We start from the raw sequence: 25,770 nt of genomic DNA, 5'->3' as shown, positions 1-25,770 counted from the left end.
GCACGGCTCACCGGCCGCCGCCGGGCAGGGCCCCGGACATCTGCAGCAGGTCCAGGAACCCGTCGATACCGGGCGGGACGGGCCAGTCGAGGTGGCGCATCGCCGCGAGGTCGGTGGCGGCCCGGGCGGCCACGTCCGGTACGCCGGCGTCCACGGCCTTCGCCAGCACGGCCCAGCCGGCCTCCCAGCGGGGCCGGGTGAGGTCGCTCTGGATGGCGGCGACCACCGCGATGAGGAACGCCAGCTGCCGGTCGCCGCGGTCGGGCAGGGCGAAGGCGTCCGGGTCGGCGAGGACGCGGTCGGGGTCGGGCAGGTCGAGGTGTTCGAGGTACGACAGCAGTTCGATGCCCGCGCCGTCCCCGACGGCGCCGGTGAGCGCGGCGGCCAGCGCCTCGCGGCCGGCGCCGGCCGCGTACCCGGCGGCGAGCAGCTTCAGTGCCATCTCCCAGGTCCGGGGGGACGGCCAGGACCGGCCCCGGCTCTCGGCGTCGGCGGGGATGTGGTGGACCAGGCCGGGGCGGGCGGTGAGGAAACCGGAGATCGCGCCACGGGCCCGGGCGACCGCGCCGGGCACCTTGCCGGCGTCGACGACGGGGACGGTCACCTCGGGCCAGGTACCGGCCATGCCGCGGGCGACCGTCCGCGGGTCGTGGGTCCAATCGAGGTGGACGAACCGGTTGGCGAGCGGCGGGCTGAGGTGCCAGCCGTCCGCCGCGCTGGAGGGCGGGTTGGCGGCGGCGACGATCCGCACCGCCTCCGGCAGCACCAGGCTGCCGACCCGTCGTTCGAGCACCACCCGCAGCAGCGCCGCCTGCACGGCCGGCGGTGCGGAGGACAGTTCGTCGAAGAAGAGCAGGCCCTGTCCGGCCCGCGACAGGCGGACCGCCCAGTCCGGCGGGGCCATCGGCACGCCGGTCACGGCCGGATCGTCACCGACGATGGGCAGTCCGGCGAAGTCGGACGGCTCGTGCACGCTGGCGATGACCGTCTCCAGCGGCAGGCCGAGCCCCGCGGCGAGCTGCTCCAGGCCGGCCGACTTGCCGATGCCCGGCTCCCCCCACAGCAGTACGGGCTGATTGGCCGTCACGGCGAGGGCGAGCGCCTCCAGCTGGGGGTTGTCGGCCGGTTCGGTCCGTCGCGTACGCAGCCTGCGGTTGAGGTCGTCCGCGGCCGCCAGAGGGCCGGACGGCGCGGTGCGGTCGGTGCTCAAAAGGGTGGCTCTTCCTCGTCGTGGGGCTCGTCCGCGTGGTACTGCTCTTCCTCGGCGTCGGGCTCGTCCGGGCCGGGGTCGTCGTCCTGCTCCCGCTCGTCCAGCCATTCGTCCCACCACTCGGCACCGACGCCGGGATGTTCCTGCTGGACGCGTTTCCGGAGGAAGGTCAGGTCGGGCCGCTTGTACCGGCGGACGATCTGGGCGAGCGACAACTCGGACTGGTCGATCACGTCGAGCCGGGCCCCGGCGGCGACGAGCGCCTCCACCAGCGCCTTGGAACCGAGGTCGTTGACCGCCACGAACAGCGGCGTGCGCTCCCGCCGGTCGCGGGCTTCGAGGTCCAGTCCCTGCGCCAGCAGCCGCGGCAGCAGTGTCTCGTGGTCGAGGAGGTTGAGCACGTGGAGCAGGGTGCGGCCACTGGCGTCCCGCACACGGGGGTCGACACCCTCGTCCAGGAGCTCCAGCACGCCGGGGGTGTCACCGTGTTGGGCACGCAGGAACAGTTCGTTGCGTTGCGCCCGCAGCGCCTTCGGCAGGCGGCCTTCTCCGGAGGTCCACGTCTGCTCCACGGCGAAGCATCCGGCGACGGCACCGCCGAAGGCACGCATGGCGCGTTCGCGCTGCTGTTCCTCGTCGCTGTGCGGCATACGCAGCAGACCGCCGGGCCGGAAGGCCACCTCGTGCCACTCGCCGCGGCACCTGACCCGCACGGATGCGGGAGCCGTCGGCCCCGGCGGTCCTGCCGGACCTTTCGGGAGCTGGAGGGCGGGGAACAGGGCCTCGCGGACGAGCGGATGCAGCTGCTCCGGTACGGCGCCGCCGGCCCGCATGAGGTCGAGGTCGGGGAGCCTGCGCCACAGGGCCTCGGGGAGGAAGGGCTCGCCCTTGACGTCCTCCCGGTCGGCGGCTCGCGCCCGCAGCCCGCCGGCGTCCGTGGGCTCCAGCAGGATGTAGGTCCGCCAGTGCGCGGCGATCAGGAAGCGGTCGCCGACGCCCTCGGTCACCAGACGGCGGATCTCCGGCTCCAGGCGGGTGTGGTTGAGCGCCATCCCGGCCAGCAGCGGCTCCGGATCGGCCTGGTACCAGCCCGAATTCTGCGGTGGTGTCAGGTCCAGCTCGATGCCGGCGGCGGCGAAGGCGGCCTGTGTCTCGCCCCTCTGGTGCAGCAGCGTGGCCCACTCGGCACGGGCCGCGTGGTCGCCGTCGACGGGATCGGCCGTCGGCAGGTCGTCCGCGCCGCGCGGGGTGCCGTCGGCGTGGAAGAACGGGGGCCTCTCCGTGCCGCCGCCGCACCGTTCGCGCAGTTCGGCGGTGTGCCGTGCGTCCCACAGGTGCCGCGCGGTCCGCCAGTCCTGTGTGGTCGGCCCGAAGGCGCCCGCGGCCTGCTCGTCCTCGACCGTCTCGAACCGCAGGGCGATCCGCTGCGGCCCGTCGGTCATCGCGGGAGTGGTGATGTGCAGGTAGGGCGTGGCGCGGCGGCTCTCGCCCGGTGTTTTCGGGCGGTAGCGCGCGAGGACGACGGTGGTCTCCGTGGCGAGCGTGGTCCGCCCGCCGAGCCTGCGCGGCAGGTGCCAGCGCAGCAGATCGGGGGCGAAGTGGCGGAGGTCGTCCTCCAGGAGCGCGGCGATGTCGTCGCCGCAGTGGTCGGCGACCTCGGACAGGTCGAACGTGACGTCGACGTTCGCCGCCGCGCAGGCTCCCCGCCAGTCACCGGCCAGACGGCATTCGGTCGCCCGCTCGATCATCCAGCGGGGCACCGCGTACCGGCGGATCCGGTGGCGGCTCGCCGCCTCGTCCGGCGGGAAGCAGCGGAATGCGCCACGAGTGCTCAACGGTAGACACTCCCTATCGCGCGCAGGTCGGGATGCGCCCCGCTGACGGGCCGCAGACGCTGGGTGAAGGAACGCTTCACCTTGCGGGGCAGGCCGGGCCCCAGACCGACGTACTCCAGGGGCGAGCCGTCGGGCACGGCCGCCAGCAGTGTCTTCGCGCCCCGGCCGGTCAGTCCGGTGTGGCAGAGCTCCAGCCGGCGCAGCGGGCTGCCCGGCAGGGCGGCGGCCAGTGCGTGGGCGCCTTCGTCGCCGGTGGTGTTGGCGGGGGCGCCGAGGCTGCGTTCCGACATCGGTCGGCCCAGGTCGAGTACCTCGATCCCGCCGAGCGAGTCGGCGAGGGCCCGGGCACCGACGGGACCGATCCCGTTGCCGCCCAGGCCGAGGCGTACCGGCCGTGCGGGGTCGGCCGCGGCGGCGAGGATCGCGGCGCCTTCGTCTCCGAGGTGGTTGGCGGGGAGGTAGAGCTCGCGCACGCCCGCCTCACGGATCAGCGCCGCCAGCAGCGGGGCGGCCTCGGCGGTCAGGCCGTTGCCTCCGACGAAGAGGCGTTCGACCGGGCTGGGGTGGCTGGTGAGGGCGTCGAGCAGCGCCCGCAGACCGTCGGTGGTCAGACCGGTGTTGACCAGGTCGAGCGTGCGCAGGCTGGTGTTGCGGCAGAGCATCGCGGCGATCGCCCGGGCACCGGCGTCGCCCACCGGGTTGCGCTTGAGCCACAGGGCGCGGACGGTGCCGTCCGTCGTCAGCGCGTCGGCGAGCGCGGTGACGCCCTCGGGGCCGATGCGGTTGCAGCCGAGGTACAGCGTGTGGATGCCGTGGCCGTCGGCAAGCGCGTCGGCGACCGAGCGGGCTCCCTCGTTGCCGATGGCGTTGGTGCCGAGCAGGACATGCGTGGCGTGCGCGGAGGCGGCGGCGACGGGCATCAGCCGGGCGGCTCCGACCGTGCCGAGGCCTTGTTTGCACAGGTCGACACGCCCGTCCGTGCGCACGGTGCCGAGAGGGAAGGTCTCGTCGGCCTCGACCGGCTGGGCCGACCGCAGCCGGGCGAGCAGTGGCTCCAGAGCGGCGGGATCGCTGATCGGGATGTCCGGGTGCTCGATCGCGGGGCAGCGTACGGGTGTCGGCTGCGTCATCACCACTCCACCGGTCCGTGGCCGGTGCCCGGCTCGCCGAGGGCGGCATCGCCCTCCGCCCGCCCAGGACGAACCGACGCCAATCGACTTTTCTCCACGACTAGGGCGGCAAGGCTGGTCGGATTTGAACCGACGTCCTCCAGCTTGATGCTTGGGCGCGACGACCTCTGCGCTACAGCCTTGCCGCGAAGATCATAGCGGATATCGCCCCTGTGTTCGAACCCGGTTGGGCGCGGCCGCCCGGGAACGGTACGACCGTGTCACCACAGCCGGACCCGAGGACTTCACCGGCCGGAGCCGGTGTCAGGCGGGGCGGATCAGGCGGGCGGTGACCGTTTTGGGGCGTTGGTACTCGTGGAGGGCCAGGGTGCTCAGGTCCGTGCCGTGACCGGACGCGCCCCGGCCGCCGTGCGGGAGTTCGGCGGTCTGCACCAGATGGCAGTTGAGCCAGGTCTCCCCCGCGTCCAGCCGGCCGGCGAGGTCCAGTCCCGTGGTCAGGTCCCGGGTCCACACGCTCGCCGCGAGTGCCTGGGGCACCCCGTTGGCCAGGGCCACGGCCGCATCGAGGTCATCGGCACGCTGCACGGTGAGCAGAGGCCCGAAGACCTCCTCCACCACCGCCGGATCGTCGTCGGGAAGGTCGGCGAGGATGCGCGCGGGACGCCAGAAGCCGTTCTCCTCCCCGGGGGCCGGCGCGATGGTGGAGGCGAGGTCGCGGCGAGCCGCGGAGGACTTCACGATGCCGTCGTAACGGGCCAGCTGGTCCGGGTTGTTGAGCGGGCCGAAGTCCCGCCCGGCGAGGCGCTCCCGGGCCGCCGCGGCCAGCCGCTCCACCGTGTCCTCGTAGTTCTCGCGCAGCGTGATGACCCGGGCGGGGGCGGCGCAGCTCTGCCCGGCGTTGTAGGTGCAGGCGCCGACGAGTTGGGCCCAGGTGTCCTCGGGCGCGTCGGGCAGCACGAGCGCGGGGGCGTTGCCGCCGAGTTCCAGGCTGACCCGGCGTCCGCCGGCCCGCGCCGACACATCGGCACCGGCCGCCGCGCTGCCGGTGAACGCGACCATGTCGACCTCGGCCTCGACCAGCAGCCGGCCCGTGTGCCGGTCGCCGAGCAGTGCGGTGAGGACCGCGGGACCGAGCGCCTCGGCGGCGTGCTCGGCGAGGAGTTCCAGGGTGTCGGAGGTGGTCTCGGCGGGCTTCGCGACCACGGTGTTGCCGGCGGCCAGGGCCGGCGCGCACCGCCACGCGGCCATCAGCAGCGGATAGTTCCAGGGCACGACCACGCCGACCACCCCGAGGGGTTCCCAGCGCACCCAGCTCTCGTGCCCGTCGACGAGCCGTCCGGCGGCGGGGGCCTGCTGGGCGCGGACGGCGGAGGCGTAGAACCGGAAGAGGTCCGCGACCTGTTCGACCTCGCCCGCCGTCTCGCTGTCGGGTTTGCCGGTGCCGGCGGCCTCCCGCTCGACGTAGGCGCGGGCGTTGTCCTCCACGAGGGCGGCGAGCCGTTCGAGCCGGCGGGAACGTTCCCTCGGGGTGAGGCCGCGCCAGCCGGGCAGGGCCGCGCGAGCGGCGGCGACCGCGGACCGAACCTCGCTCTCGCGGGCGACAGACGCGGTGCCGCGGACTCGGCCGGTGCGGGGGTCGGTGAGGGTGGTGTGCACGGTGCGGTCTCCTCCAGGGTCGCGTTCACGCGCGCGGCCCGCGTGCGGCCGCGCTCCCGCCGGCTCGCGGGCCGGCGCACTTTCTTCCCGGCTCACAGGTCGTAGGCCCGCAGCCACAGTTCCAGGGTGAGCACCAGCCAGAGCTTGCCGCCCTGCCGGGGCAGCAGCGTGCCCTCGCCGCGCAGCCAGGTCCGGACGGTGTCGGGCCGGAACAGGCCGCGTCGCCGGGCGGCCCGGCCCAGCAGCAGGTCCCCGCCCAGCTCGCGCAACGGTCCGCTCAGCCACTGCTGCACCGGGACCCGCATACCACTCTTGGGCCGGTCCACGACGGTGGTCGGCAGCAGGTCCCGGACGGCTTCCTTCAGCACCCATTTCTCGGCCGTGCCCCGGAGTTTGAGCGCGGGCGGGGTGGCGAAGGCGTGGTCGACCACCCGTCGGTCGAACAGCGGGGCACGGCCCTGGAGCCCCTGGGATGCGGTCAGCCGTTCGACCTTGGTGAGGATGTGGTGCGCGCCCTTGGTGCGCAGGTTGCAGTGGAGCAGCTGGTTGAGGAGGTGGCTCATCCGGTCCGGGCCCGTCAGGTAGGGCTCGACGAAGCGCTGCGGGGCCGGTGCGGACTCCAGGGCGGCCAGCGCGTCGGCGGTCAGCAGGTCCGGCAGATCGGTCCAGCACTTGCGGTAGGACCGCAGGTAGGCGGTGGCCCGGTCCTCGTACCAGGGCGACCGGGCCCCGTCCTGCGCTGAGGCGTGCATCTCCTGGACCAGCATGGGGAGGTTCTTCGGGCCGCCGAACACCGGGTCCCCGCCCTCCCCGTTGAGGACGGTCGTCAGTCCGTCGCCGGCCACCGCCTCGGCGAGCATCAGGTTCGGCACCGTCAGCGGGTCGCCGACCGGGCTGTCCAGCAGGGCCGCGGTGTCGGCGAGCCGTGCCGCGACCGCCGTACCGGAGACGGTCAGCACCCGGTGCCGGGTGTGGCAGTGCGCGGCGACCAGGCCCGAGTAGCCGAGTTCGTTGGGGAGTTCGTCGCCGAAGCCGATGGAGTAGGTGTGCACGGGATGGCCGTGCAGCTTCGCGGCGAGCGCGGTGACGAGCGAGCTGTCGACACCACCGGACAGCAGGACGCCGACCGCCTCGGCCTCGGGCAGCCGCCGCGCGGTGGCCTCCTCCAGGAGGCCGCGCAGGGTGAGGACGTGGTCGTCCGGTCCGCCGGGGGGTTCCGCCAGGCGTTCTTCGGGTTCCCAGTGGACCGTCTCGGTCACCGTTCCGTCGCCCGTCAGCCGCAGCACTCGTCCGGGCAGCACCTCGCGCACGCCCTCCAGCAGCGTCTCGTCGCCCGGCAGATAGGCGAAGGTGAGGAAGGAGCGGACGGCGGACAGGTTCACGCGGGTGCCCAGGGCGGGCCAGCGGCGCAGGGCGCGCAGGGAGGTGGAGGCCGCCCAGGCGCCGGCGGCACGGGCGTAGAAGAGGGTGCGGGCGCCGACGTGGTCGCGGATCAGGACGAGGTCGTCGCCGTCGAGGACGGCGAGCGCGAACATGCCCTCGGCGTGCGCGACGCCGCGTGCGCCGAGCCGGGCCCAGCAGCGCAGCAGCAGCTCGCCGTCGGCGCAGGCGGGCGGGGCCGGGGCGCCGTCGGCGGTGAGGGCGGCCAGGAGGTCGGCGCGGTTGTGCAGGGTGACCTCGCCGACGGCGCGCAGGCCGTGGGCGTGGAAGGGTCCCGCGGCGTGGCCGGGTTCGTCGGTCACCAGGGCCAGTCCCGGGGCGAGGGCCGGGGCACCCATCGCGGCGAGGTGCGCGTCGGCGGCGCCGGGACGGCCGTCGGCGTGCCCGGTGCCCGGCGCGAGACAGACGCAGAAACGCGCCATCGTGGGTCCTTTCATGGAGACGGGTGTCAGGCGGTCGAGCGGGGCCTGGGCCGGGCGTGGGCTCAGCCGAAGTCGTCGTCGCTCCAGCCGCCGTCGTCGTCGCCCCAGTCCCCGCCGTCCCAGCCGTCGTCACCGCCGTCGTCGAGGCCGACGGAGCCGGCGTCCCCGCCCGCGGAGGACGAGTTCTCGGCCTGGCGGCGGAGTTCCTCTTCCTCCTCCGGGGTGAGGGAGAGCGGCGGCAGCTGGGCGGCCGTGACGGTCAGGCCCACCACGCCGAGCCCGACGAGGAGGGCACCCATCCGGCCGCCGAACGACGTCCGGTTGACCAGGAGGGTCTCACCGCGGCCCCAGAGGGTGCGGCCGTACCCGATGTCCCGTCCGTAGGTGACCGTGCCGTCGGTGAGGACGCGTTTGACGATCCTGTCGCCCAGTTGTTCGTCGGTGCCCGCGCCGCCCTGGTTGTCGTGCCAGTGCACCACGCGGTCCGCACCCCGGCGGCGCCATTCCTGCCGGCCGTCCTCGTAGGTGCGGTGGACGCTGCCGTCGGCGAGGAGTTCGTCCGTGTAGCCGATGTCGCGTGGGCGGATCATGCTCGTCGGTCCTTGGGTCTGCGTGGCTCGGGCATACGGTCCTCGGGTCGGGGTCGGGTCATACGTCGGGCCAGGTCATGAAGCCGGCGGTGCGCAGCTCGCGCAGGTCGCTCCAGACCGAGTGGCGGGGTGGGCGGGGGCCGCGGGTCAGGCGCAGCACGGTGCGCACGAGGCCGGCCGGCGGTACGGCGGCGACCTCGGCGAACCGTCCGTCGGCGAGCCAGTCGACCTCCGCCGGCCGCAGCCCGCGCGGCAGCGGTCCGAGCGGGGGCACTGGTGCCGGTCGGCGGCCGGACACCAGGCGCAGCGCGTGGGCGTGCCGGGGCACGAGGCCGAGCGAGACGACACGGACGCCGGGAACGGGCCCCAGTCCCGCCCGCACCCGGGCGGGCAGGGCGATCCCGGCGGGGCTGGCGTCGTGCAGGACGTGCACGGTGGCGCCCTCGGCCCGCGCCAGGGCTTCCACCAGGAGAGGGCCGAGCGGCAGGTCGTCCTCGGCGCTCAGGACGGGGCAGGCGGCCTCCAGGTGCACCTGGTTGGCCAGCAGCATCCGGGCGACGGACCGGTCCTGGCAGACCAGCAGCCTGGGCAGCCCGTAGGCGTGGAGGTCCGGCTCGCGGGATGGGCCACCGATCGTAGGAGCGGCGGCCGCCTCGGGCAGCAGTCCGGGCGTCTCCTGGCCACTCAGTGCCTCGGTGAACCGGGACAGCCGCAGCGGCGGGGCCGGGCTGCCCGGGATGCGCCGCACCGGTGCGGGCGTCGGCCGCAGGACGCGGCAGGTCTCGTAGTACAGCTGCCGCTCGGTGAACCGGAGGCCGCCGGGAAGGGCGGCGCGCCGGGCGGCGACCGTGATCGCCCGCGCCAGCAGGCGCCGGGTGAAGGGGTGCGAGGGTGTCGTGGGCATCGCGGGTGTCATGGGCGTCGTGGGTGTCGTGGGTGTCGTGGGTGTCGTGGGTGTCGTGGGTGTCGTGGGCGTCGGCATGTCAGTTTCCGTCCTTCGCCGTCGGCCGCGCGGTCGGCGGCCAGCTCAGGAAACCGACGGCGGCGGCCCTGCGGCGTTCCGGGTCCCCGTCCCCACGGGCGGTGTCCCCGTCCCCGCGGGCCTCCGACACGGCACGGACGACGGCCGACTCGACCAGGGCGGGTGGGACCGCGGCGACGGGGCCGACCCATCCCTGGAGCAGCCACTCGGCCTCCTCGGGGGCGCGCCGCTCGATCCGGCGCAGCCAGTCCGGCGGCTGCGTCCGCAGGAGTGGCGGCGGTTCCTCGTGGAGCCGCACGGCCCTGCGGTTGCCCGCGACCGCCCGCACCGGCAGCCCCGCGTCCACGACCACCCGGCCCGCCACCGCCACGCGCGCGCGGGCGTCGGCGACCAGCTGGAGGCCGCGCGCGCTCGCGTCGTGCAGCACCACCACGGATCCGGACGCGAGCAGTTCGTCGAGGTCGGCGGCGAGGGTCAGGTCCAGCCGCCGGGGGAACCCGTTGGCGGACAGGAAGACGCGGACGGCCCGGTCCGGGCACAGCAGCGTGACCGGCTGGGCGCGCCGGTCCCTCCGGGCGGGGGCGGTCGCGCGCGGTTCGCTGTGTGTCCGGTCGTCCACGATCCCCGGCGGCAGGCTTCCGTACACCTGGACCCAGCGCTCGCAGATCATCGTCCGGAACTCCCCCAGCGAGGGCGCCAGATGGGCGCCGGCGCGGCGCGCGGGCCGGTACGGTCGGCCCTTCGCCAGCACGTACACGACGACGGCGACCCCGGCGCTCGCCCACCAGAGGAGGCCGGCGTGGGGAACTCCCTGAACGGCGAAGGCGAGCACGACGAGTCCGGCGAGGAGGACCGTCGCCACGGTGCGGCCGATCCAGGGCCGGCGTCCGGTCTCCGGGGACGCCGGCCAGGTGTCGTTGGCGGTCCGGGCGAGGTACCACAGCTGGGTGACGGTGACCTGGCGGCGGCCGTCGTCGGTGAGTTTCTCGGCGACACGCCGGAGGCGGGTGTCGTGCATGCCCCGGCCGTGTACCTGGGGGTCGAGCGCGAAGGGGCGGGTGCAGCGGGAACACACGCTGCCCGTACGTTCCTTGCGCAGCAGGGAGGTCCGGCAGTGGGGGCAGATCATCGTCCGCCCTCCTCGGGCCAGGTCAGGAACCCCAGGGAGGCCGCCCGCCGCCGCTCCGGATCCGCGGCGGTGCCGACCGTCCCGACGGCCCGGGAGACGACGGCCAGCAGCTTGGCGGGCTCCACCCCGACCAGCGGGAAGCCCCAGCCCTTGGCCAGCCACGTCAGTTGGGCGGGGGTGAACTCCCCGCTCCGTTCGAGCGGCGCCATGACGTCGGGGCCGGGCCGCTCGCCGCGGACGGGTACGGCGCCCGGGCGGCCGTGCACGGTGCCGAGGGGCGGTCCGAGGTCGACGACCCGGCGCGCGGAGTGCGCGGTACGGAGACGCTGGACGAGCAGCAGGCCGCGGGCGTCGGCGTCGTGGAGCACGAGGAGGGGTCCTCGTCCGGGCGGTGCGTCCGGACCCGGGACGAGGGTGAGTCCATGGCGGGAGCCGACGCCGGCGGCGTCGAGGAAGACGGCGACGGAGACGTCGGGGCAGACCAGCACGAGCCGGTCGGACGCGGAGGCGGGGGCGGAGGCGGGGGACGGATTCCCGCTGGTCCTGGGGGACGGATTCCCTGTGGTGCCGGGAGACGGATACCGGCTGTCGTCGATCACGCCGGGCGGGAGCGAGCCGTAGACGCTCTTCCACTCCGTGAGCGGGCCGGCGCGGAAGGCGTCCCGGGTGAGGAGGGGCCGCCCCCGGCCCACGCCGGCCGCCTCCGCGGCGACGAACCCGAGGGCCCCGAGCAGGAGCAGGCCACCGATCGCGCCGAACACGGCGAGCCCGGTGCCCAGTCCGACGAGTCCGACGACGACTCCGAAGAGGCCGAGCGCCACCGCGCAGCCCAGCTCGACCCGGGTCTCCCGCAGCGACCTGCGGGACAGGGCGTACCACAACTGCCCTGGTGTGCAGGGTATTTCGCCGTTCCGGGTGAGCTTCTGGACAACCCTGCGGATCCGGAGGTCGTGGAGCTTCAGCGGGTTGGTCTTGGGGTCGAGGGCGTATCTGCGCCGGCACCCGCCGCACCTGTTGCCCGGCCGCTCCTTGCGCAGCAGGGACTTCTCGCAGTGGGGGCAGATCACCGTCGGCCCTCCAGTCCGTGCGCGACGCGGCGCAGACGCGCGGCCAGCCGCTCCCGCACGGTGGTGACACCCGGTCCGCGCGCCTGCTGGACCTGCTCGATGTCGCGCAGGGCGGCGGCGAGGGCGAGGTAGTCGGTGCGGGCGAGGGTGACCGTGTCCGCGCCGGAGGGCGTGGCGGTGGCACCCGTCGCCGGCCCGGCGGCCGCCCTGCGCTCCGCCTCCGGGGCGGTGATCGCGTAGTCCTCGTGGTCGATGCCGTACCCGGTGTTGGCGGCGAGGATGGTCAGCGGGACGGTGTCCCGGTTGGCGAAGGAGTGCGGCATCATCTCCGGGATCCGGATCAGCTCGCCGGGCACGAGCGGGACCTCGACGACGCGGCCGCGGGTCTCGTCGTACAGGCCGCACGCCGCGTACCCGAGGCTGAGTACGAAGTGCTCGCCGCCGTGGGCGTGCGGGGTGAAGGCACTGCGCGGGCCGACGATCCCGAGTTTGACGGTGGCGTTGGACGGGCGCTCGGGTGAGGTGGCGGCATCGCCGACGAGGTAGTGGGCGAACTGGCCGTCGTCGATGAACCGCAGCAGGTCCTGCTGGGGTCCCAGGTCCCGGGCGCCGTCCCGGTCGGCGAGGACGACGGAGCCGTCGGGCCTCAGCCGGTACAGCCGCACTCCCGGTGGCAGCCCCCGCGGGACGCTCCGGCCGTCGGCCGTGTCCGATCCGCCTGCGCCGGGTCCGCCCGGCACCTCGCCACGTGCGCTACCGAACAAGCGTGCCCCCCAAGTGCCGCTCATGTACGCATGCGCATGGTAAGCCGTTGATCCAGAACGGGGCGAGGGTCTGTGCGGACCAAAGACCGTTGTCGGGCCGAACACCGGGTGAACGAACCTGCCGACGCAGGCAACGCCACCTACCTGGCCGTGGACGTACGCGGGCGCCGGGTGCGGTCGAGGAGGCGGGTGCGGCCGCCGCCACCCTGACATCCGTCAGGACCGCCGGTACCGCCTGTCTCTCTAGGGTTCGAGTCGTCTTCCGGGCCCCCGGCCGCACCGCGCCACGGGGCACCCTCCACCGACAGGAAGAGACGGCATTCATGCGTCTGCTCCGCTCCACACTCGCCACGGCCGCCACCCTGTGTGCGCTCGCCACCGGTGTCGTACTCGCCCAGCCCGCGCAGCCCGCACTGGCCTCGGCCGCCGACTGCGAGGGCGGCAGGAACGGTTTCCGCGACCACCCCGACAACGCCGAGGGCGACACCGTCAAGCCGCGCCGCTTCGACCTCGGCAACGTCCACTTCACGCTCGAGAAGGGTGCCTACGTCGGCCAGCAGATCGCCTTCGGCAAGATCAGCGGCCAGACCCGGCCCGGCGACAACGTCTGGATGGACTGGCGCGCGAACGGCTGGGACCACGACGGCGCCGTGTCCCCCTGGCTCCAGTGCGGGCCCTTCACCGTCCGCTCCGCCGGACAGAGCCTGACCACGCCGTTCCGGCGCACCAGCACCGACCCGCAGTACCAGTTCCGGGTCTGCGGCTCGCTGATCTCGGACGGCCGGGTCGAGTGCTCCGACTGGTGGTAGACCCCGCTTTCCCTCCCCGCTTCGAACCGCTCACCGCGAAAGGCATGACCATGCGCAGACTCCTCCGCGGCGCCGCCGCGCTCGCCCTCACCACCGCCGCCCTCCTGGCCGGCACCGCCCAGGCCCAGGCCGAGGACGGCTCGTGGGCGGGCTGCCCGTACGGCGCCGTCTGCATCTACCCGCAGAACCAGAACCCCGCCGTCAGCCCGAGCCACATCTTCTACTCCTACGGGTTCCACCCCCTCTACAACCAGTACGGCAACCACTGGGTCCTCAACAACCAGTACGACGGCGCGCTGGCCGAGACGTGCGAGTCCGTCAACACGGACTGCCACTTCACGATCGGCCCGCAGGAAGGCTTCTACGTCGATCTCACGCCGATCAACTCGATCCTGCTCAGGGAGCACTACCAGTGAGGCGTCGTCTTCTCGCTGCCGCCGCCGCGCTGCTGCTCATCAGCGGCGCGGCGGGGTCCGCCGCCGCCGATGCCCCGGCCGGGGGGTCTTCGAAGGCCGCCGCCGCGTCCGTCCAGGTGCCCGCCGGCGTCACCGCCGGGGTCGCCGTCTTCGACCGGCAGACCGGTACCTTCACCGAGCAGCTCAACACGAGCACCCGCTTCCGGTCCGCCTCGGTCGTCAAACTGCTGCTGGCGCTGGACTTCCTGTGGAACCGGGGCCCCGACTACACCGTGCCCGCCGCCGACCGGTCACGGCTGGAGCCGATGCTGCGCAGCAGCTACGACGACGCGGCCGACCACTACTGGTCGGAGAACGGCGGTGCGGCGATCGTCACCCGCATGGCCGGCCGTCTCGGCCTGAGCGACACGGTGCCACCGCCCGCCGGGTACGAGGGCTACTGGGGCTACACCTCGCACTCCGCCCGCGACACCGTGACGATCTACCGCTACCTCCTGGACTCGGCGCCGGGCCCGGTGCGCGACTTCGTCATGGGCAACCTGCGCCAGTCCACACGCTGCGCCTCGGACCACTTCGACCAGCACTTCGGCATCGCCGGGGCGTTCGAGAAGCCGTGGGCGGTGAAGCAGGGCTGGTCGGGTACGTACGAGAAGGGCACGTGCGGCCCGGGTGGCACGGCGAGCGCGTCGCGTACGGCGGGTGCGGCTCCGGCCGCCGCCGCGGGCGTGGACCTGGACCGGCCCGCGCTGCACAGCACGGGGACGGTGGGCGCCGGCGACCGGTCCATCGTGGCCGTGTTCACACTGCATCCGGTCGGCACGTCGTACGGGAAGGCGTACACGGACATCGGCCGGCTGACCCGCTCGCTGAGCGTTCCGGGGGCGCCTCGGCCGACGGGGTGGTGGTACGGCACGTGGAGCGACCATGTGAACGTCCGCCGGGATCCGTCCACCGAGAATCCGCCGATCACCCGACTCCCCGCCGGAGCGGAGGTGTTGGTGGGCTGCCAGGCGAGGGGGGAGGAGGTCCAGGTGCCGCCGTACACCAACGACTGGTGGGCCTATCTGCCCCAGTACGGCGGCTGGATCTCCAACATCTACATCAGCTCGCCCGACAACCGGATGCCGGACGTCGAGGACTGCTGAACTCGAAGGACCGCCCCGCGCTTCCGCTTCCTCACCGCTCGTAGGCGGCGAGGAAGCGGAGCACCTTCTCGACGTGCGGCCGCACGCGTTCGGGGACGCCGCCCTCCTCGATGACGGTGCGATCGCTCGTGCGGTAGCCGGCCGCGATCAGCGCGGGAAGGTCCTCGGCGGGGAGCCGGGCCTGCTTGAAACGCTGGTCGAGCCAGCACACGTACAGGCTCATCGTGGCGATCGCGTCCGGGGGCGACCGGTAGTCCTTGTCCCCGTCGCCGTCGCCGTCCACGGCCCAGGCCCGGAAGACCGACGGCGTCCACATGGCGATGCCGTACTCGTCGGCAGCCGGACGGGACGCGTTCGCGTCGAAGCCGCTCTCCGCCTTGACCAGGGCGGCGAGCAGCGCGGGGGTGACCTCCGCGTCGGTGCAGCGCCGGGCGGCGCTCACGATGACCGGGCGCAGTGCCGCGGGTACGTCGGAACCCTCCAGGCTCTCCCCGGCGGCCTGGCTGTGCGCGCCGGTGCCGACGGCGGGCGTGCCGCGTCCGTGGTCGGCACCGCCGTCGGCGCCTCCGTCGCCGCCCCCGAGCAGCGCGAACCCGGCGACGGCGGCGGCAATGACACCGGCGAGCGCCACCGCGGCGACCGGCAGCAGCCGGCGCCGGCCACGAGTGCCGGAGAGTCCCTCGATCCGGCTCGCGAGACTCGCGGCGGTGTGGCGGAGGCGGCCCGCGTGGTCCGGTGCCAGACAGTCCCCGATGAGCCGGCGCCAGTCCTCGTCGAGTCCGGCATCGAGACGCAGCGGTGCGGTGCCGCGGGCGTAGGCCTGGGCGGCGAGCGAGCGGGCGCGGGCCGTGGCGCCGGGGAACGGGTGGAGGCCACCGGTGAGCACCTGGTGGGCGAGGACGCCGAAGGCCCAGATGTCGGCGGTCGGCCGCACCACCGCCCCGTCCGCTCCGGTGCGCTGGGACCACCACTCGGGCGGGAGGTGGTCGAGCGTGCCGAGCGGCGGCATGTAGGCGTGGGTGCCCTCGAGTTCGGTGGCGAGGCCGAAGTCGGCGAGCCAGACCTCGCCGTCCGTGCCCAGCAGCACGTTGGCGGGTTTGAGGTCGCCGTGCACCCAGCCGGCGCCGTGCATATGGGCGAGGCCGGCGGCGACGCCGCGCAGGACCCGCACGGCGTCCGGGACCGGGCGGCCCGTCCCGGCGGAGTCCAGCACCTGACGCAGGCTGGCCTCGGCGCGGTCCATGACGAGCGCGATCGCACCGTCCAGCGCGGGCAGGTCCGGCGCGTCGACGGTGCACACGGCGCGGGTCCGTACGAGGTGCGGATGGTCGGCCTCGGCACTGAACCGCACCTCGCGCGCGACCAGTTCACCGAGCGCGGCACGCTGACCGGGTGCCAGGGCGCCGGTCGGCAGCACCTTCACCGCCGCCGTCGTACCGTCGGCGACCGCGCGGGCCTCATACACGGTGCCCCAGCCGCCCGAGCCGATGACCGCGCCCAGCTCCCAGCCCTCGATGCGGAAACCCGCCGGTAAGCGCGGCGTTCCGACAACGCCCTCCCCGGCACCTGAGGAGCTCACGCGCTGACCTCCTGCGGGACGGAACGCCTGCGGGACGGCAACAGGGCGAGGTGCTCCTCCCGCACCAGGCCGAAGCGCAGGGCGAGGGAGGCCAGCCGGGCGCGTTTCGCGCCGGTGCGGCCGTTGCCGTCCGCGCCTGGCTCGTCGCCGGGATCCAGGCGCAGCTTCGCGAAGGCCAGGTAGTCGATGTGGTAGTTCACGGCGGAGCGGGTCAGACCACGGCAGCTCTCCAGCGGGCGCAGCCGCTCCGCGATGTCCCCGGCACCGGGGAGCGCGCTGTCCGACAGGTCGCGCAGTCGCGGCTCGCACAGCGCCACCAGGACGAGGAAGTACTTGGCCGTCACATCGAGCGCGTAGGGATGGACGGTCTGCTCACCGCCGCCGGGCGCGGACCGCTCGTCCAGATAGGCGTGCTGCGGGGCGAACACCTTGAAATCGGCGGTCCCGCTCAGCGCGGGCAGGACGACCCGGGAGAACTCGAAGGGCACCGGCGCTCCGAGCCGGCCGGGCGCGACGGTGATGTACTCGCCGGCACCCTCCAGGTTCTCGACCACATACGCGGTGTCACGGCTGAAGTTCGACAGCCGCCAGTAGTCCTCGGCCGCCTCCAGCCGCCCCGCCCGCCGGGAGATCCCGGGGTCGGGCAGGACGATGGAGACCGCCCCGCCGCCGGGCAGCCCGCGCCCGAATTCGGCCACGTCGCCCGGTCCCATGTGCAGCAGTTCGGGCCTGCCCGCGCCGACGGCGCCCGGCCGCGACGGACCGGGCGGCTGGACAATGATCGTTTCCATGCCGGCTCTCCCCCGATGTGGTCGCCAGGATTGTACGGGCGGTTCCGGTTGCCGCCGGCCCGGCGTGGTGCGTGGACGGACGCAGCTCCCGGCGACGGCGGATGGTCGGTCCGCGCCCGGTCGGTGCGACACCGAGAGCATCACCGGTCACGGCGGTCGCCGCAACCACCTGCGCCCGTTCCGCCGCCGCGGGACGGTCCCTCCCCCGCTGACGTGCGGGTACGTGGGGGCCTGGGATGCCGTGCCGCGTCGGAGGCTGCCGCGCCACCCGTCCCCTCATCCCCGTACGGGCACCTCGCTCTCCGTCTCTCCCGCCGTCGGACCGGTCGCGGTGGACCGAGCGTCGTACCGGCGCAGTGCCGGGAACGTGCAGGCGAGGATGACCGCACCCACGACGCAGGAGATGCCGCCGCTCACCACTCCGATCACGGGTGAGGTGACCTGGGCCACCGCGCCCGCCCGGACTTCGCCGAGCCGGGGGCCGGCCGCGCTGACCACGAAGTCCAGGCCGCTGAGCCTGCCTCGCAGGTGGTCGGGCGTGCTGACCTGGAGGACCGTGGTGCGGAAGACGTCGCTGACGACGTCACACGCGCCCGCGGCCATCAGCATCAGCAGTGCCACCCACAGGGCGGTGCTGAGCCCGAAGCCGATCAGGACCAGCCCCCAGAGCACGCCCGCGACCATCATCGCCCTGCCCTGGCGGCGGGTGTGGCCCAGCCACCCGGAGAACACCGAGGCGAGGATGCCTCCCACGGCCGGGGCGGCATAGAGCAGGCCGAGCGTCTGCGAGCCGCCGTCGAAGCGGGTCTCGGCGAGGGCGGGGAAGAGGGCTCGTGGCGCGCCGAGGACCATCGCGTTGAGGTCGACCAGGAAGACGGCGGCGATCAGCGGGTGCCGGCGGGCGAAGCGCAGGCCGTCCACGACCGCGGCCAGGCCGGGGCCCTGGCCGCCGCCCTCGGGGGGCATCGCACGGAGTCGGAGCACGGCGTACAGGCCGACGAGGAAGGTGGCGGCGTCGAGTACGTAAGCCGCTTCGAGGCCGGCGGTCGCGATGACGACACCGGCCACGAGCGGTCCGACGGTCATGCTGGCCTGGAAGGAGAGCTGGGACAGCGCGCCGGCGGCGGGCAGGTGTTCCGCGGGCAGCAGCCGGGGGACGAAGGCCCGCCGGGCGGGCTGGTCGAGGGCGAACAGGCAGGAGTGCAGGGCCGAGAGCGTGTACAGCAGCGCCAGGTTGCGCAGGTCGAGCACCGCCTGCGCGGCCAGCAGCAGAGCGACGACGGCGAGGCCGCTGCTGGTGACCAGGACGAGTCTGCGCCGGTCGAAGGCGTCTGCCAGCGTGCTGCCCAGCACCCCCAGGACGACCAGGGGGACGAAGGTGGTCAGGCCGAGCGCGCCGACCGCGAGGGTGGAGTGTGTGAGGGCGTACACCTGGAAGGGCAGTGCCACGGCCGTCATCTGACTGCCGATCGCCGAGAGCGACTGCCCGGCCCACAGGCGGCGGTACTCGGGGGACACCTTCAGGGGGCGGGTGTCGGCCAGTAAGCGTCGGCGTGGTGCGCGCTCCGAGGGTTTCGCTGCGTCCACTTCGGCTCCGTCGGTCGGGGGTCACTCGGCTTCCAGGGCCGCTCAGGCAGCCGGCAGTGCCCTGCTCGTGCCGCCCTCGGGTCCGGCGAGCGGGGCGGCGCCCGCCATCGCACGCTGGATCAGCCTCTCACCCGATCCGTGATCGAGTACGTAGTTGTGCAGCAGCCGCACGTTGTCCCAGACGGCGAGGTCGCCCTCGTCCCACTTCCAGCGGACGGTCCGTTCGGGAACCAGGGTGTGGGCGAGGAACAGGTCCAGCAGGGTGTCGCTCTCCAGTTGGGAGAACCCGTCGATGCCGGTGACGCAGTTCGGGTTGAGGACGAGGGACCTGCGGCCGGTGCGCGGGGCGACGGCCACCAGGGGGTGGGTGACGACCGGCAGGGCGAGCAGCCGGTCCCTGCTCTCCTCGTCGCGGCCGGGGAGCAGCCAGTCGGCGTACAGCAGTTTGGCGTCATGCGGGCAGCTGAGCCGGGCGGCGAGGTCCCGCAGGGGGCGGGAAAGGCCGCTGTAGGCGCCGGCGAGGTCCGCGAAGAGGGTGTCCCCGCCGAACGGCTGCACGGTCACGGCCTGGAGCAGCGAGTAGACCGGGACGTCGCGGACGAAGGTGCAGTCCACGTGCCAGTTGGTGGCGTGCCGGTTGTAGCGGTCGCGGCAGCGGATGTCGGACTCGGTCACCCCGCCGGTCTGGTTGGCCAGCACATGCGGATGGCCGACGAGTCCGGGTTTGAGGGGGTGGGCGGGCTGCAGGGGGCCGAGCAGCGAGGCGAAGCGGGTCAGGTCCGCGGGGTCTGTCGACTGGCCGCGGAGGAACAGCACTCCGTGTTCGTCGACGAGCCGGGCGACCGCCTCGGCCGTCGCGCCGTCCGCCGCGCGGACGTCCACGCCGGTGACCTCGGCGCCGATGCTGCCCGTCAGGCGCCTGACCCGTAGGTCGGTTCGGTGTTCGATCGAGCTTCGTGTCACCTCTGCACTCCCCTCAGCACGGCGTTCTCCATGGCGCCCTGCCCGTAGACACTCACCACACCGCTCTCCCCGGAGGGGAAGTAGCGTGCGTAACAGCCGCCCGGCCGGCCCCCGAACACCATGGGGCTCAGGACGGGGGCGACGGCGACCCGTTCGGCGCGGGTCCCCGACGCGTCGCACATCTCCAGCTCGTACGGCACCGATGCGGTGTACTCCTGGACGATGGTGTCCCCCTCGGAGAGGGCGCGTTCCACCTCGGCCGCCCACTGCGCGGGAGTACTCAGCCGGCCGATGAGGACCTCACGGCCCATCATGCCGATGGCCTTCTTCAGGACGAACCGTTCCGGGGCGGACATGAGCAGTTCGGGCAGGTCGACCCAGCGCCCACGCCATTGCGCCTTGGCGTCTCCCACGACTCTGCTCCAGGGGACGTACCGCCGTACCAGCGCGCGGTCCTTCTCTGTCATCCAGGGCAGCCCTTCGGAGAGCCAGGCCAGCACTTTCTTGTTGGCGAGCAGATAGCTGCTCTGCGGCGGGAGCAGGAGGCATCCCGCGTCCAGCACCGATCGGACGGGGGCCAGCGACTGTCCGCGGCCGGTCCAGTCGGCGGTGGCGAAGTAGCGCAGGCCGACGGGGAAGTCCAGCCGTTCGGGCAGGCCGAGACCGCCGGGCAGCCGGTCCGGTTCGAAGAACTCGGCGCGCAGACCGCGGCGCCGCAGGACGTCGACCTCGATGTCGTAGTAGCGCGAGGTGGCCGCCCGGTCCTGTTCGTACGGGCTGCCCACCAGGGCGACCGCGCGCGGCAGCCCGAGGTCCTCGCAGACCTGGTCGAAGAAGGCGGCGCGCGCCGCCAGTGGGTCGTGGCCGGTGAACGGCGCGCCGTCGGGGCCGCCGTACACCTCGGTCCAGACGCGGGACAGCAGGTGGGTCTCGGCGGGGCCGCCGAACGCGCCGCTCACGTTGAACTCGATGAACCGCGGGCCGTGCGGGCCGAGGATGACATCGGGGCGGGCCATCGCGGCGCAGTAGCGTTCCTCGAAGAGGTCGTCGTCGGTGAAGAGCGGGTAGTCGTCGCCGTCGGGTGCGAGTCCGAGCGCCGCCAGTCTCCCGGCGCGGGTCGGCGCCGACTCGAGTACGGCGCGTCGCAACAGTGTCAGGAGCCCGGCCGCGGCGGTGAACAGCTCGTCGTACGCGGGGCCGGAAAGGACGAACGGCTCCAGGGGCGCTCGCTCGGTGTCGATCCGGGTGCCGCAGTCGCGCAGTTCGTGCCGGAGCGTCCGCAGCACCTCGGACACCGGGTGGCGGCGTACGAGGGCCGGGCGGCCGGTGCCGGACCGTGCGGGTGCCCGTTCGGTCACCGGTACTCCCTCCGTCGGGTCGGCCGGGCGTGGGGCGCGTCGGCGAGGAACTGGTCGAGGTCGACGAACCTCGGTTCGGCCAGGCCCGGTGTCTGCCAGCGCAGGTCGGTCCGGGGCCGCCGGTCGTGGTCGTGGAAGTAGACGGGCCGCAGCAGTCCCCGGCCGTCGACGGCGACCGGCGGATTGCTCACCAGGAAGTCGCGCAGCGGCTCGCTGTCGCGGCGCGCCCGGAGCCAGATCCGTTGCCCGCCCCAGTGGTTGGCGGGGAGCGACACCTCGGGGTGGATCTTCCGCTTGAACTGGAAGGTGCCCTTGCTGAGGAACGGTTCGCAGCCGCCCAGGTCCACGACGTCCGCGCCGTGGCGGGCGGCCCAGTCGAGCACTTCGATGTACAGGGCCATCGAGACGCCGGAGCGGTAGTGGGTGGTGTCGCCGTCGAGCACTCCGGCCAGCCGGATCACCAGCTTGCGCCGGGCCGGCTCCCATTTGCACAGCATGCCCGCCACGCGTGTGCCGCGGTCGCGCAGGAAGAGGAGGGCTCCCCCGCGGAAGATGCAGGAGTAGGCGCTGCCGCGGGGTTCGGAGCGGGCGGCGGAGCCATGCCTGTGGGCCATGGTGGGCCGGTGCATACGGTCGTAGAAGAAGTCGAAGTCGCCGGCGCTGGTGGAGTGTTCCAGGGTCCAGGTACGGCGGGTGCGCTGGCGGCGGTAGTGGCCGCGGTCCTTCGCCGACACGCGCGCCAGCGGTGCGGTGCCCCCGCCGACGGGGACCTGGAGCGAGAGGCGCAGCGGCAGCAGCAGCGCGTGGCGGCTCGGGAGGCGTCGCGCCCTGGCGGCGGTGCAGGCGATCACCAGCAGATCGGGGGTGTCGGCGTGGCCCGCGGGGCCGGTGGTCCGCCGGACGGCGGGCCCCGCGTGCGGCTCGCGTCGTTCCTCCAGGAACGGCAGGGTCAGCCCGACGCTCTCGGTGGGGCCTTGGCAGCCGATGGTCAGCTCCCCCTCGGCCGTATGGGAGACGAGGCCGGTCGGGCGGGTGCCGCGCAGTGCGTCGACGGCGCGGTGGGCGCCGAGGACGACGCGTCCGTCGCCGTTGCGCCAGCGGTAGCCGAGCCCGTCCCACAGCGCGCCGAGGGTCATCGTTCCTCCAGCCGCGGCGGTGGGGTCCGCCGGTCGCGTCGCGCGGCTCGCCGGCGCAGCCGGTCGCGTACGGCCTTCAGTTCCGCCTGTGCCTCGTCGAGCGCGGTGGCCGCGAAGCCCTCGGCGAGGGCGGGGGCGTGCGCGGTGACGGCTGCCGGGGCGGGGCCGGTGAAGCGGACGCGGCCGTCGTGGACGCTCACTCCGTCGCCGGTGCCGACGCGGTGGTTCCACTCGGTGGCCTCCTGCTCGGTGAGACCCGGCGGAAGGTCGAGTCCCACCGTGCCGTCGCGGGTCGCCACGGGGTAGCCGCCGGGCAGGCCGTGCGGGCCGGGGAGCGAGGTGTGCAGGGTGAAGCCGTGCGCCAGGGAGGCGATCAGGAGGGCCGCGGTGTGTCCGGTGACGAGATTCAGCCGCTCCCGGTCGGTGGCGCGCTGCCGTGTCAGCAGTGCGGTCACGTCGGTGAGGGGCGTGCCGTCGAGCCAGGCGCGCGCCTCGTCGGCGGGGTGGGCGGGCGTGTGCAGATGGACGTGGTGGGCGAGGACCTTGAGCCGGGGGCCGGGGCCGAGGCCGAGGGCATGGCCCAGGGACGCCGCCACCAGGCCGGCGTTGCCGATGCCGCAGAGCACCGGCAGGTCCAATGCCTTCAGCAGGGGGTTCACCGCGTCGGGGAAGCAGGCGTTGATCAGCAGGGTGTCGGGAGCGGCGTCGGCCACGGCTCGGGCGGCTCGTACCGGGATCTCCGCCTGCAGCGGCAGGGTGAGGCCGAACCCGGCCTCGGAGATCAGGTCGGTCCAGCCGCTGGGGTGTCGGGTGCGTTCCCACGGCGACTGGGAGGAGGCGCACACGAGGAGGAGCCGGGGGCGGGTGCGGGCCAGCAGTTCCTTCAGGGCGTGGCTGCCCGGATCGGTGCCCGCCGCGTCGAAGTGGACGGGTGTGCCTGACAGCAGGGCTCTGCTTCCGGCCACATAGGCGATGTCGTCCGCCGCCCGTGCGTCGCGTCCAACGACGGTGACGCGCAGCGGCCCCGACCGGGTGCCGGCCAGCGAGCAGCACACCGAACGGGCCAGGGACCCGGTGCCCAGCACGACCAGGTGGGGCGCGCCGCTCAACGCTTCCACACCGCGGCGGCCACGTCCTCGACCGAGCGCACCACGTGGTAGTCGGCCGCGTCGACCGCGTCGTAGTCGCCGCGCGCGTACGCGCCGCTGCCGTGGACGACGACGGGGCCGTCGCCGACGAGGTCGCGGTCGATGGCGTTGAGGACGCCGGTCAGTGCCATGACGAGCGACCACTCGGTGAGCGTGCGTGGGTCGTCGGGGAGCCGGGCCGCGGTGTCGGCGAGCAGCCCGGAGATCAGGGGGTAGCGCTCCAGGCACTCCTGGAGCGAGACGACGATGCCCGCGCCGCCGTGCCGGCCGATCAGCTCGTTCATGGCCGGGGAGGTCGCGGGCCGGTGGGTGTAGAAGGTCGGGTCGAGCACTTCGTCGAGCCGGTGCACGGTCCTCGGGAAGGCGGGGTCCTCGTGCTGGACGTGGAGCCCGGTGGCCGGGTCGAGGGTGTAGCGGGGCAGGTGGGACCGGTCGAAGCTGCCGTGCTTCCAGCTGAGCACCATGTCAGGGGTGTCGAGGTGCTGCACGAGGAGGGAGGCGGGCCGGCTCTCGGGCGCGGACTCGCCGGACTCCTCCAGGACCGTACGGCCCCGGTGGTAGCCGAGCAGTCCGAAGGCGCTGGAGACGGCGTGCGCGTGCAGCCTCTTGGGGCCGTGGTCGCAGGGATCGACGCGGTTCTCGAAGAAGGCCCGGGCGGCGTCGGCCACCAGGTAGTTCTCCAGTTCCAGGGAGAACCACAGCCGTCCGCCGGTCTCCCGCGCCCAGGCCTGTGCGTGGGCGTCGGCGAAGGCGCGGGCGAGGGGCTTGACGTCCTCGGGCCGCTCCGAGTCGAGGAGCAGCAGCGGGTTGAGGGCCTGGAGTTCGCTGTCCGCGGACAGTCGGGAGCGGCGCAGCTTGGCGTGGCTGGACAGGGGGGCGAGCGTGGTGATCCGCAGTTCGTGAGGTTCGGCCAGTCCGGCTTCCAGGGCGCGCAGGACGGCGTCGCGCAGTGCGGTGCCCTTGTTCCCGGAGGTCGGGGTGAAGAGCATGACGGGCGTGCCGGTGCGCCGGATGTGTTCGACGGCCCGCGCGACGATGAGGAGGGAAGCGAACGTCTTCGTCGTCCCGGTCGCCGGGTTGCCGGTGAGGTCCAGGAGGGTGAGCGGGCGGCCCCGGTAGGCGCCGAGGGACTGCCAGCGCGCCATGGCCGCGGAGTAGTACGAGCGGGTGGCCGGGTCGAGCGCGGGGAAGGCGAAGGCCGGGCGGAATCCCTCGGCCTCGAGGCGGGGGCCCGGGTCGGTGACGCAGGCGGCCACCACCGCGGGCAGGCGCTCGTAGTGATCGAGGATCAGGTTGCCGGCCGCGGTCTCGATGCCGGCCGACGGAGGTGGGGGCGACGTCATCGTCGGGGTCCTCCCCTGCTTGGTGGTCATCCCTTGACGCCGACGACGAGCGCGTGCTCGTACGGCAGCCCGGTGTACGAACGGACACTGCGGCAGCCGACTTCCGTCAGCCACTGCTCGTAGTCCTTGGGCGGATAGGTCATTCCCTCGCCGCTCGCCAGGACGTTGAGGAAGAGCGAAAGGCGGGCGGAGAGCAGTCCGCTGTTCTCGTCGTCGGGGGCGCACATGTTGTAGAGGAAGATCTTCCCGCCCGGGGGCAGCGCCTCGTAGGCCTTGGTCAGCAGCTTGACGTTGTGTTCAGGGGAGAAGACCTCCATGGAATGGCTGAACAGGATGCCGTCGAAGCCGCCGGGGAACTGATCCTCGAAGATGTCGCCGGGGTGGGTCAGCACGCGTCCCTTCACGTCGTCGGGAAGTCCGCTCTCCGCATGCCGGCACACGCTGGGCATGTCGAAGATGGTCACCGTGGCGTGCTCGTTCCGCCGGACGAACTTGATCGCGGTCGTGCCGTCGCCGCCGCCGACGTCAAGCAGTCGGCCGACCTCGGCGAACTCGGCGTTGTCCAGCAGGGCGTGGGCGAAGAGATGCGTGAACGGCCCGATGGAATCGTGATAACTCGCCACCAATTCCGGGTCGTTCGCCAGTCGGTCGTAGAGCGTGTTTCCCGGCTCGGGATAGGAAGCGAGCGCCGCCTCGTTCGTTCCGGACCGCAGGGCCGCGGTCAGATGCGGGAAGGCCGGATACTGAAACCTCCGCCAGCCGAGCAGTGTGTCCCGCCACCCCTCGGGGCGGTCGGTCACCAAATGCTCCTCGGCGACCCGCGAGTTCACATATCCGCCGTCGCGCCGCTCCACCAGTTCGGTGGCGCACAGCGCCAGCATCAGCACGCGCAGTTTGTGCGGCTCGATCCCGACGTGCCGGCGCAGTTCCTCGAAGGTGGCGCCCGGGTGGCGCGATATGAAGGGGAGGACATCGAGCTCCAGAGCCGCGACGACGGCATTGAAGAGCGCCGGTCCATTGACGATGAGCTGGAATCTCTCGTATACGCGGTCGAACTCTTGCGAATCGCCCATCAGCTTTGTGGTCCCTTTCAAGGGTGTGACTGATGTTGAAATCGTCAAGTCCTCGGCGAGGCTAACACGCCATCTTGGACAAGGTCAACGGCACTTGCCCCGGCAAAAAGGGGCTGGTTTCCGATTGCATGGCCGAAAGCAATCCGCCACAGAACCGGTTGGTAGTTGAATCAAGCCAATGTCCAGGACTCCCCGAT

22 protein-coding genes are annotated in these 25,770 nt (G+C 73.4%); 3 read left to right on the top strand and 19 right to left on the bottom strand.

What is annotated here, in order from left to right; all coding sequences use genetic code 11:
• Positions 1-7: 7 nt before the first annotated feature.
• From ACZ6D7_RS17740 to ACZ6D7_RS17695, 10 genes are all read right to left on the bottom strand, one after another.
• A complete protein-coding gene (locus tag ACZ6D7_RS17740) occupies positions 8-1,210 on the bottom strand; it encodes an AAA family ATPase (RefSeq protein WP_469491280.1) in 1,203 nt (400 codons plus the stop codon).
• On the bottom strand, positions 1,207-3,045 hold the full coding sequence (locus ACZ6D7_RS17735; RefSeq protein ID WP_469491278.1) for an ankyrin repeat domain-containing protein: 1,839 nt from the start codon (positions 3,043-3,045) through the stop codon (positions 1,207-1,209). Before ACZ6D7_RS17735 ends, ACZ6D7_RS17740 begins: the two co-directional genes overlap by 4 nt.
• Positions 3,042-4,175: a leucine-rich repeat domain-containing protein gene (locus ACZ6D7_RS17730; RefSeq protein WP_469491277.1), complete on the bottom strand. Its 1,134-nt coding sequence runs from the start codon at positions 4,173-4,175 to the stop codon at positions 3,042-3,044. Before ACZ6D7_RS17730 ends, ACZ6D7_RS17735 begins: the two co-directional genes overlap by 4 nt.
• 303 nt (positions 4,176-4,478) lie before the next feature.
• The gene (locus tag ACZ6D7_RS17725; protein WP_469491274.1) at positions 4,479-5,831 is read right to left on the bottom strand and encodes an aldehyde dehydrogenase family protein; all 1,353 of its coding nucleotides are present in this window, start codon (positions 5,829-5,831) and stop codon (positions 4,479-4,481) included.
• A gap of 92 nt (positions 5,832-5,923) precedes the next feature.
• Positions 5,924-7,693, bottom strand: coding sequence for an asparagine synthetase B family protein (locus tag ACZ6D7_RS17720; RefSeq protein WP_469491271.1), 1,770 nt, complete (start codon positions 7,691-7,693; stop codon positions 5,924-5,926).
• A 62-nt stretch (positions 7,694-7,755) separates the two neighbouring features.
• On the bottom strand, positions 7,756-8,283 hold the full coding sequence (locus ACZ6D7_RS17715; protein ID WP_469491267.1) for a hypothetical protein: 528 nt from the start codon (positions 8,281-8,283) through the stop codon (positions 7,756-7,758).
• 58 nt (positions 8,284-8,341) lie between these two features.
• On the bottom strand, positions 8,342-9,187 hold the full coding sequence (locus tag ACZ6D7_RS17710) for a hypothetical protein (RefSeq protein WP_469491265.1): 846 nt from the start codon (positions 9,185-9,187) through the stop codon (positions 8,342-8,344).
• A gap of 79 nt (positions 9,188-9,266) precedes the next feature.
• Entirely contained in the window at positions 9,267-10,394 is a 1,128-nt protein-coding gene (locus ACZ6D7_RS17705) for a hypothetical protein (protein ID WP_469491263.1), read from the bottom strand.
• A complete protein-coding gene (locus ACZ6D7_RS17700) occupies positions 10,391-11,461 on the bottom strand; it encodes a hypothetical protein (protein WP_469491261.1) in 1,071 nt (356 codons plus the stop codon). The genes ACZ6D7_RS17705 and ACZ6D7_RS17700 overlap by 4 nt, the downstream gene beginning before the upstream one ends.
• On the bottom strand, positions 11,458-12,225 hold the full coding sequence (locus ACZ6D7_RS17695) for a cupin domain-containing protein (protein WP_469491258.1): 768 nt from the start codon (positions 12,223-12,225) through the stop codon (positions 11,458-11,460). The genes ACZ6D7_RS17700 and ACZ6D7_RS17695 overlap by 4 nt, the downstream gene beginning before the upstream one ends.
• Before the next feature lie 323 nt (positions 12,226-12,548).
• Here ACZ6D7_RS17695 and ACZ6D7_RS17690 point away from each other — a divergent pair, with 323 nt between their 5' ends.
• Genes ACZ6D7_RS17690 through ACZ6D7_RS17680 form a run of 3 tightly spaced genes read left to right on the top strand, consistent with a single transcriptional unit; the run spans position 12,549 to position 14,595 of the window.
• Complete coding sequence (locus tag ACZ6D7_RS17690) at positions 12,549-13,034, top strand: hypothetical protein (protein ID WP_469491256.1); 486 nt, start codon at positions 12,549-12,551, stop codon at positions 13,032-13,034.
• 50 nt (positions 13,035-13,084) lie between these two features.
• The gene (locus ACZ6D7_RS17685) at positions 13,085-13,450 is read left to right on the top strand and encodes a hypothetical protein (protein WP_469491254.1); all 366 of its coding nucleotides are present in this window, start codon (positions 13,085-13,087) and stop codon (positions 13,448-13,450) included.
• A complete protein-coding gene (locus ACZ6D7_RS17680) occupies positions 13,447-14,595 on the top strand; it encodes a serine hydrolase (protein ID WP_469491252.1) in 1,149 nt (382 codons plus the stop codon). The genes ACZ6D7_RS17685 and ACZ6D7_RS17680 overlap by 4 nt, the downstream gene beginning before the upstream one ends.
• Before the next feature lie 31 nt (positions 14,596-14,626).
• Here ACZ6D7_RS17680 and ACZ6D7_RS17675 read toward each other — a convergent pair whose 3' ends face one another.
• From ACZ6D7_RS17675 to ACZ6D7_RS17635, 9 genes are all read right to left on the bottom strand, one after another.
• The gene (locus ACZ6D7_RS17675; RefSeq protein WP_469491250.1) at positions 14,627-16,174 is read right to left on the bottom strand and encodes a protein kinase domain-containing protein; all 1,548 of its coding nucleotides are present in this window, start codon (positions 16,172-16,174) and stop codon (positions 14,627-14,629) included.
• Positions 16,171-16,965: a serine/threonine protein kinase gene (locus ACZ6D7_RS17670; protein ID WP_469491248.1), complete on the bottom strand. Its 795-nt coding sequence runs from the start codon at positions 16,963-16,965 to the stop codon at positions 16,171-16,173. The genes ACZ6D7_RS17675 and ACZ6D7_RS17670 overlap by 4 nt, the downstream gene beginning before the upstream one ends.
• 276 nt (positions 16,966-17,241) lie before the next feature.
• A complete protein-coding gene (locus ACZ6D7_RS17665) occupies positions 17,242-18,552 on the bottom strand; it encodes an MFS transporter (protein ID WP_469491247.1) in 1,311 nt (436 codons plus the stop codon).
• A gap of 42 nt (positions 18,553-18,594) precedes the next feature.
• Positions 18,595-19,515 carry a TauD/TfdA dioxygenase family protein gene (locus tag ACZ6D7_RS17660; protein WP_469491246.1) on the bottom strand — a complete coding sequence of 307 codons (921 nt, stop codon included), beginning with the start codon at positions 19,513-19,515 and terminating at the stop codon, positions 18,595-18,597.
• A complete protein-coding gene (locus tag ACZ6D7_RS17655) occupies positions 19,512-20,873 on the bottom strand; it encodes an ATP-grasp domain-containing protein (RefSeq protein WP_469491244.1) in 1,362 nt (453 codons plus the stop codon). The genes ACZ6D7_RS17660 and ACZ6D7_RS17655 overlap by 4 nt, the downstream gene beginning before the upstream one ends.
• Positions 20,870-22,009 carry a hypothetical protein gene (locus tag ACZ6D7_RS17650; protein ID WP_469491242.1) on the bottom strand — a complete coding sequence of 380 codons (1,140 nt, stop codon included), beginning with the start codon at positions 22,007-22,009 and terminating at the stop codon, positions 20,870-20,872. Before ACZ6D7_RS17650 ends, ACZ6D7_RS17655 begins: the two co-directional genes overlap by 4 nt.
• Positions 22,006-23,118 carry a hypothetical protein gene (locus ACZ6D7_RS17645; protein WP_469491240.1) on the bottom strand — a complete coding sequence of 371 codons (1,113 nt, stop codon included), beginning with the start codon at positions 23,116-23,118 and terminating at the stop codon, positions 22,006-22,008. Before ACZ6D7_RS17645 ends, ACZ6D7_RS17650 begins: the two co-directional genes overlap by 4 nt.
• Positions 23,115-24,500 carry a DUF6002 family protein gene (locus ACZ6D7_RS17640; RefSeq protein ID WP_469491238.1) on the bottom strand — a complete coding sequence of 462 codons (1,386 nt, stop codon included), beginning with the start codon at positions 24,498-24,500 and terminating at the stop codon, positions 23,115-23,117. The genes ACZ6D7_RS17645 and ACZ6D7_RS17640 overlap by 4 nt, the downstream gene beginning before the upstream one ends.
• Before the next feature lie 26 nt (positions 24,501-24,526).
• Positions 24,527-25,573, bottom strand: coding sequence for a methyltransferase (locus ACZ6D7_RS17635; RefSeq protein WP_469491236.1), 1,047 nt, complete (start codon positions 25,571-25,573; stop codon positions 24,527-24,529).
• Positions 25,574-25,770: the final 197 nt, after the last annotated feature.

It is taken from the genome of Streptomyces sp. NPDC041784 (genome assembly GCF_055591025.1).
Note: the sequence above shows the minus strand (reverse complement) of the source record. Positions and strands in the feature narration are given on the sequence as shown.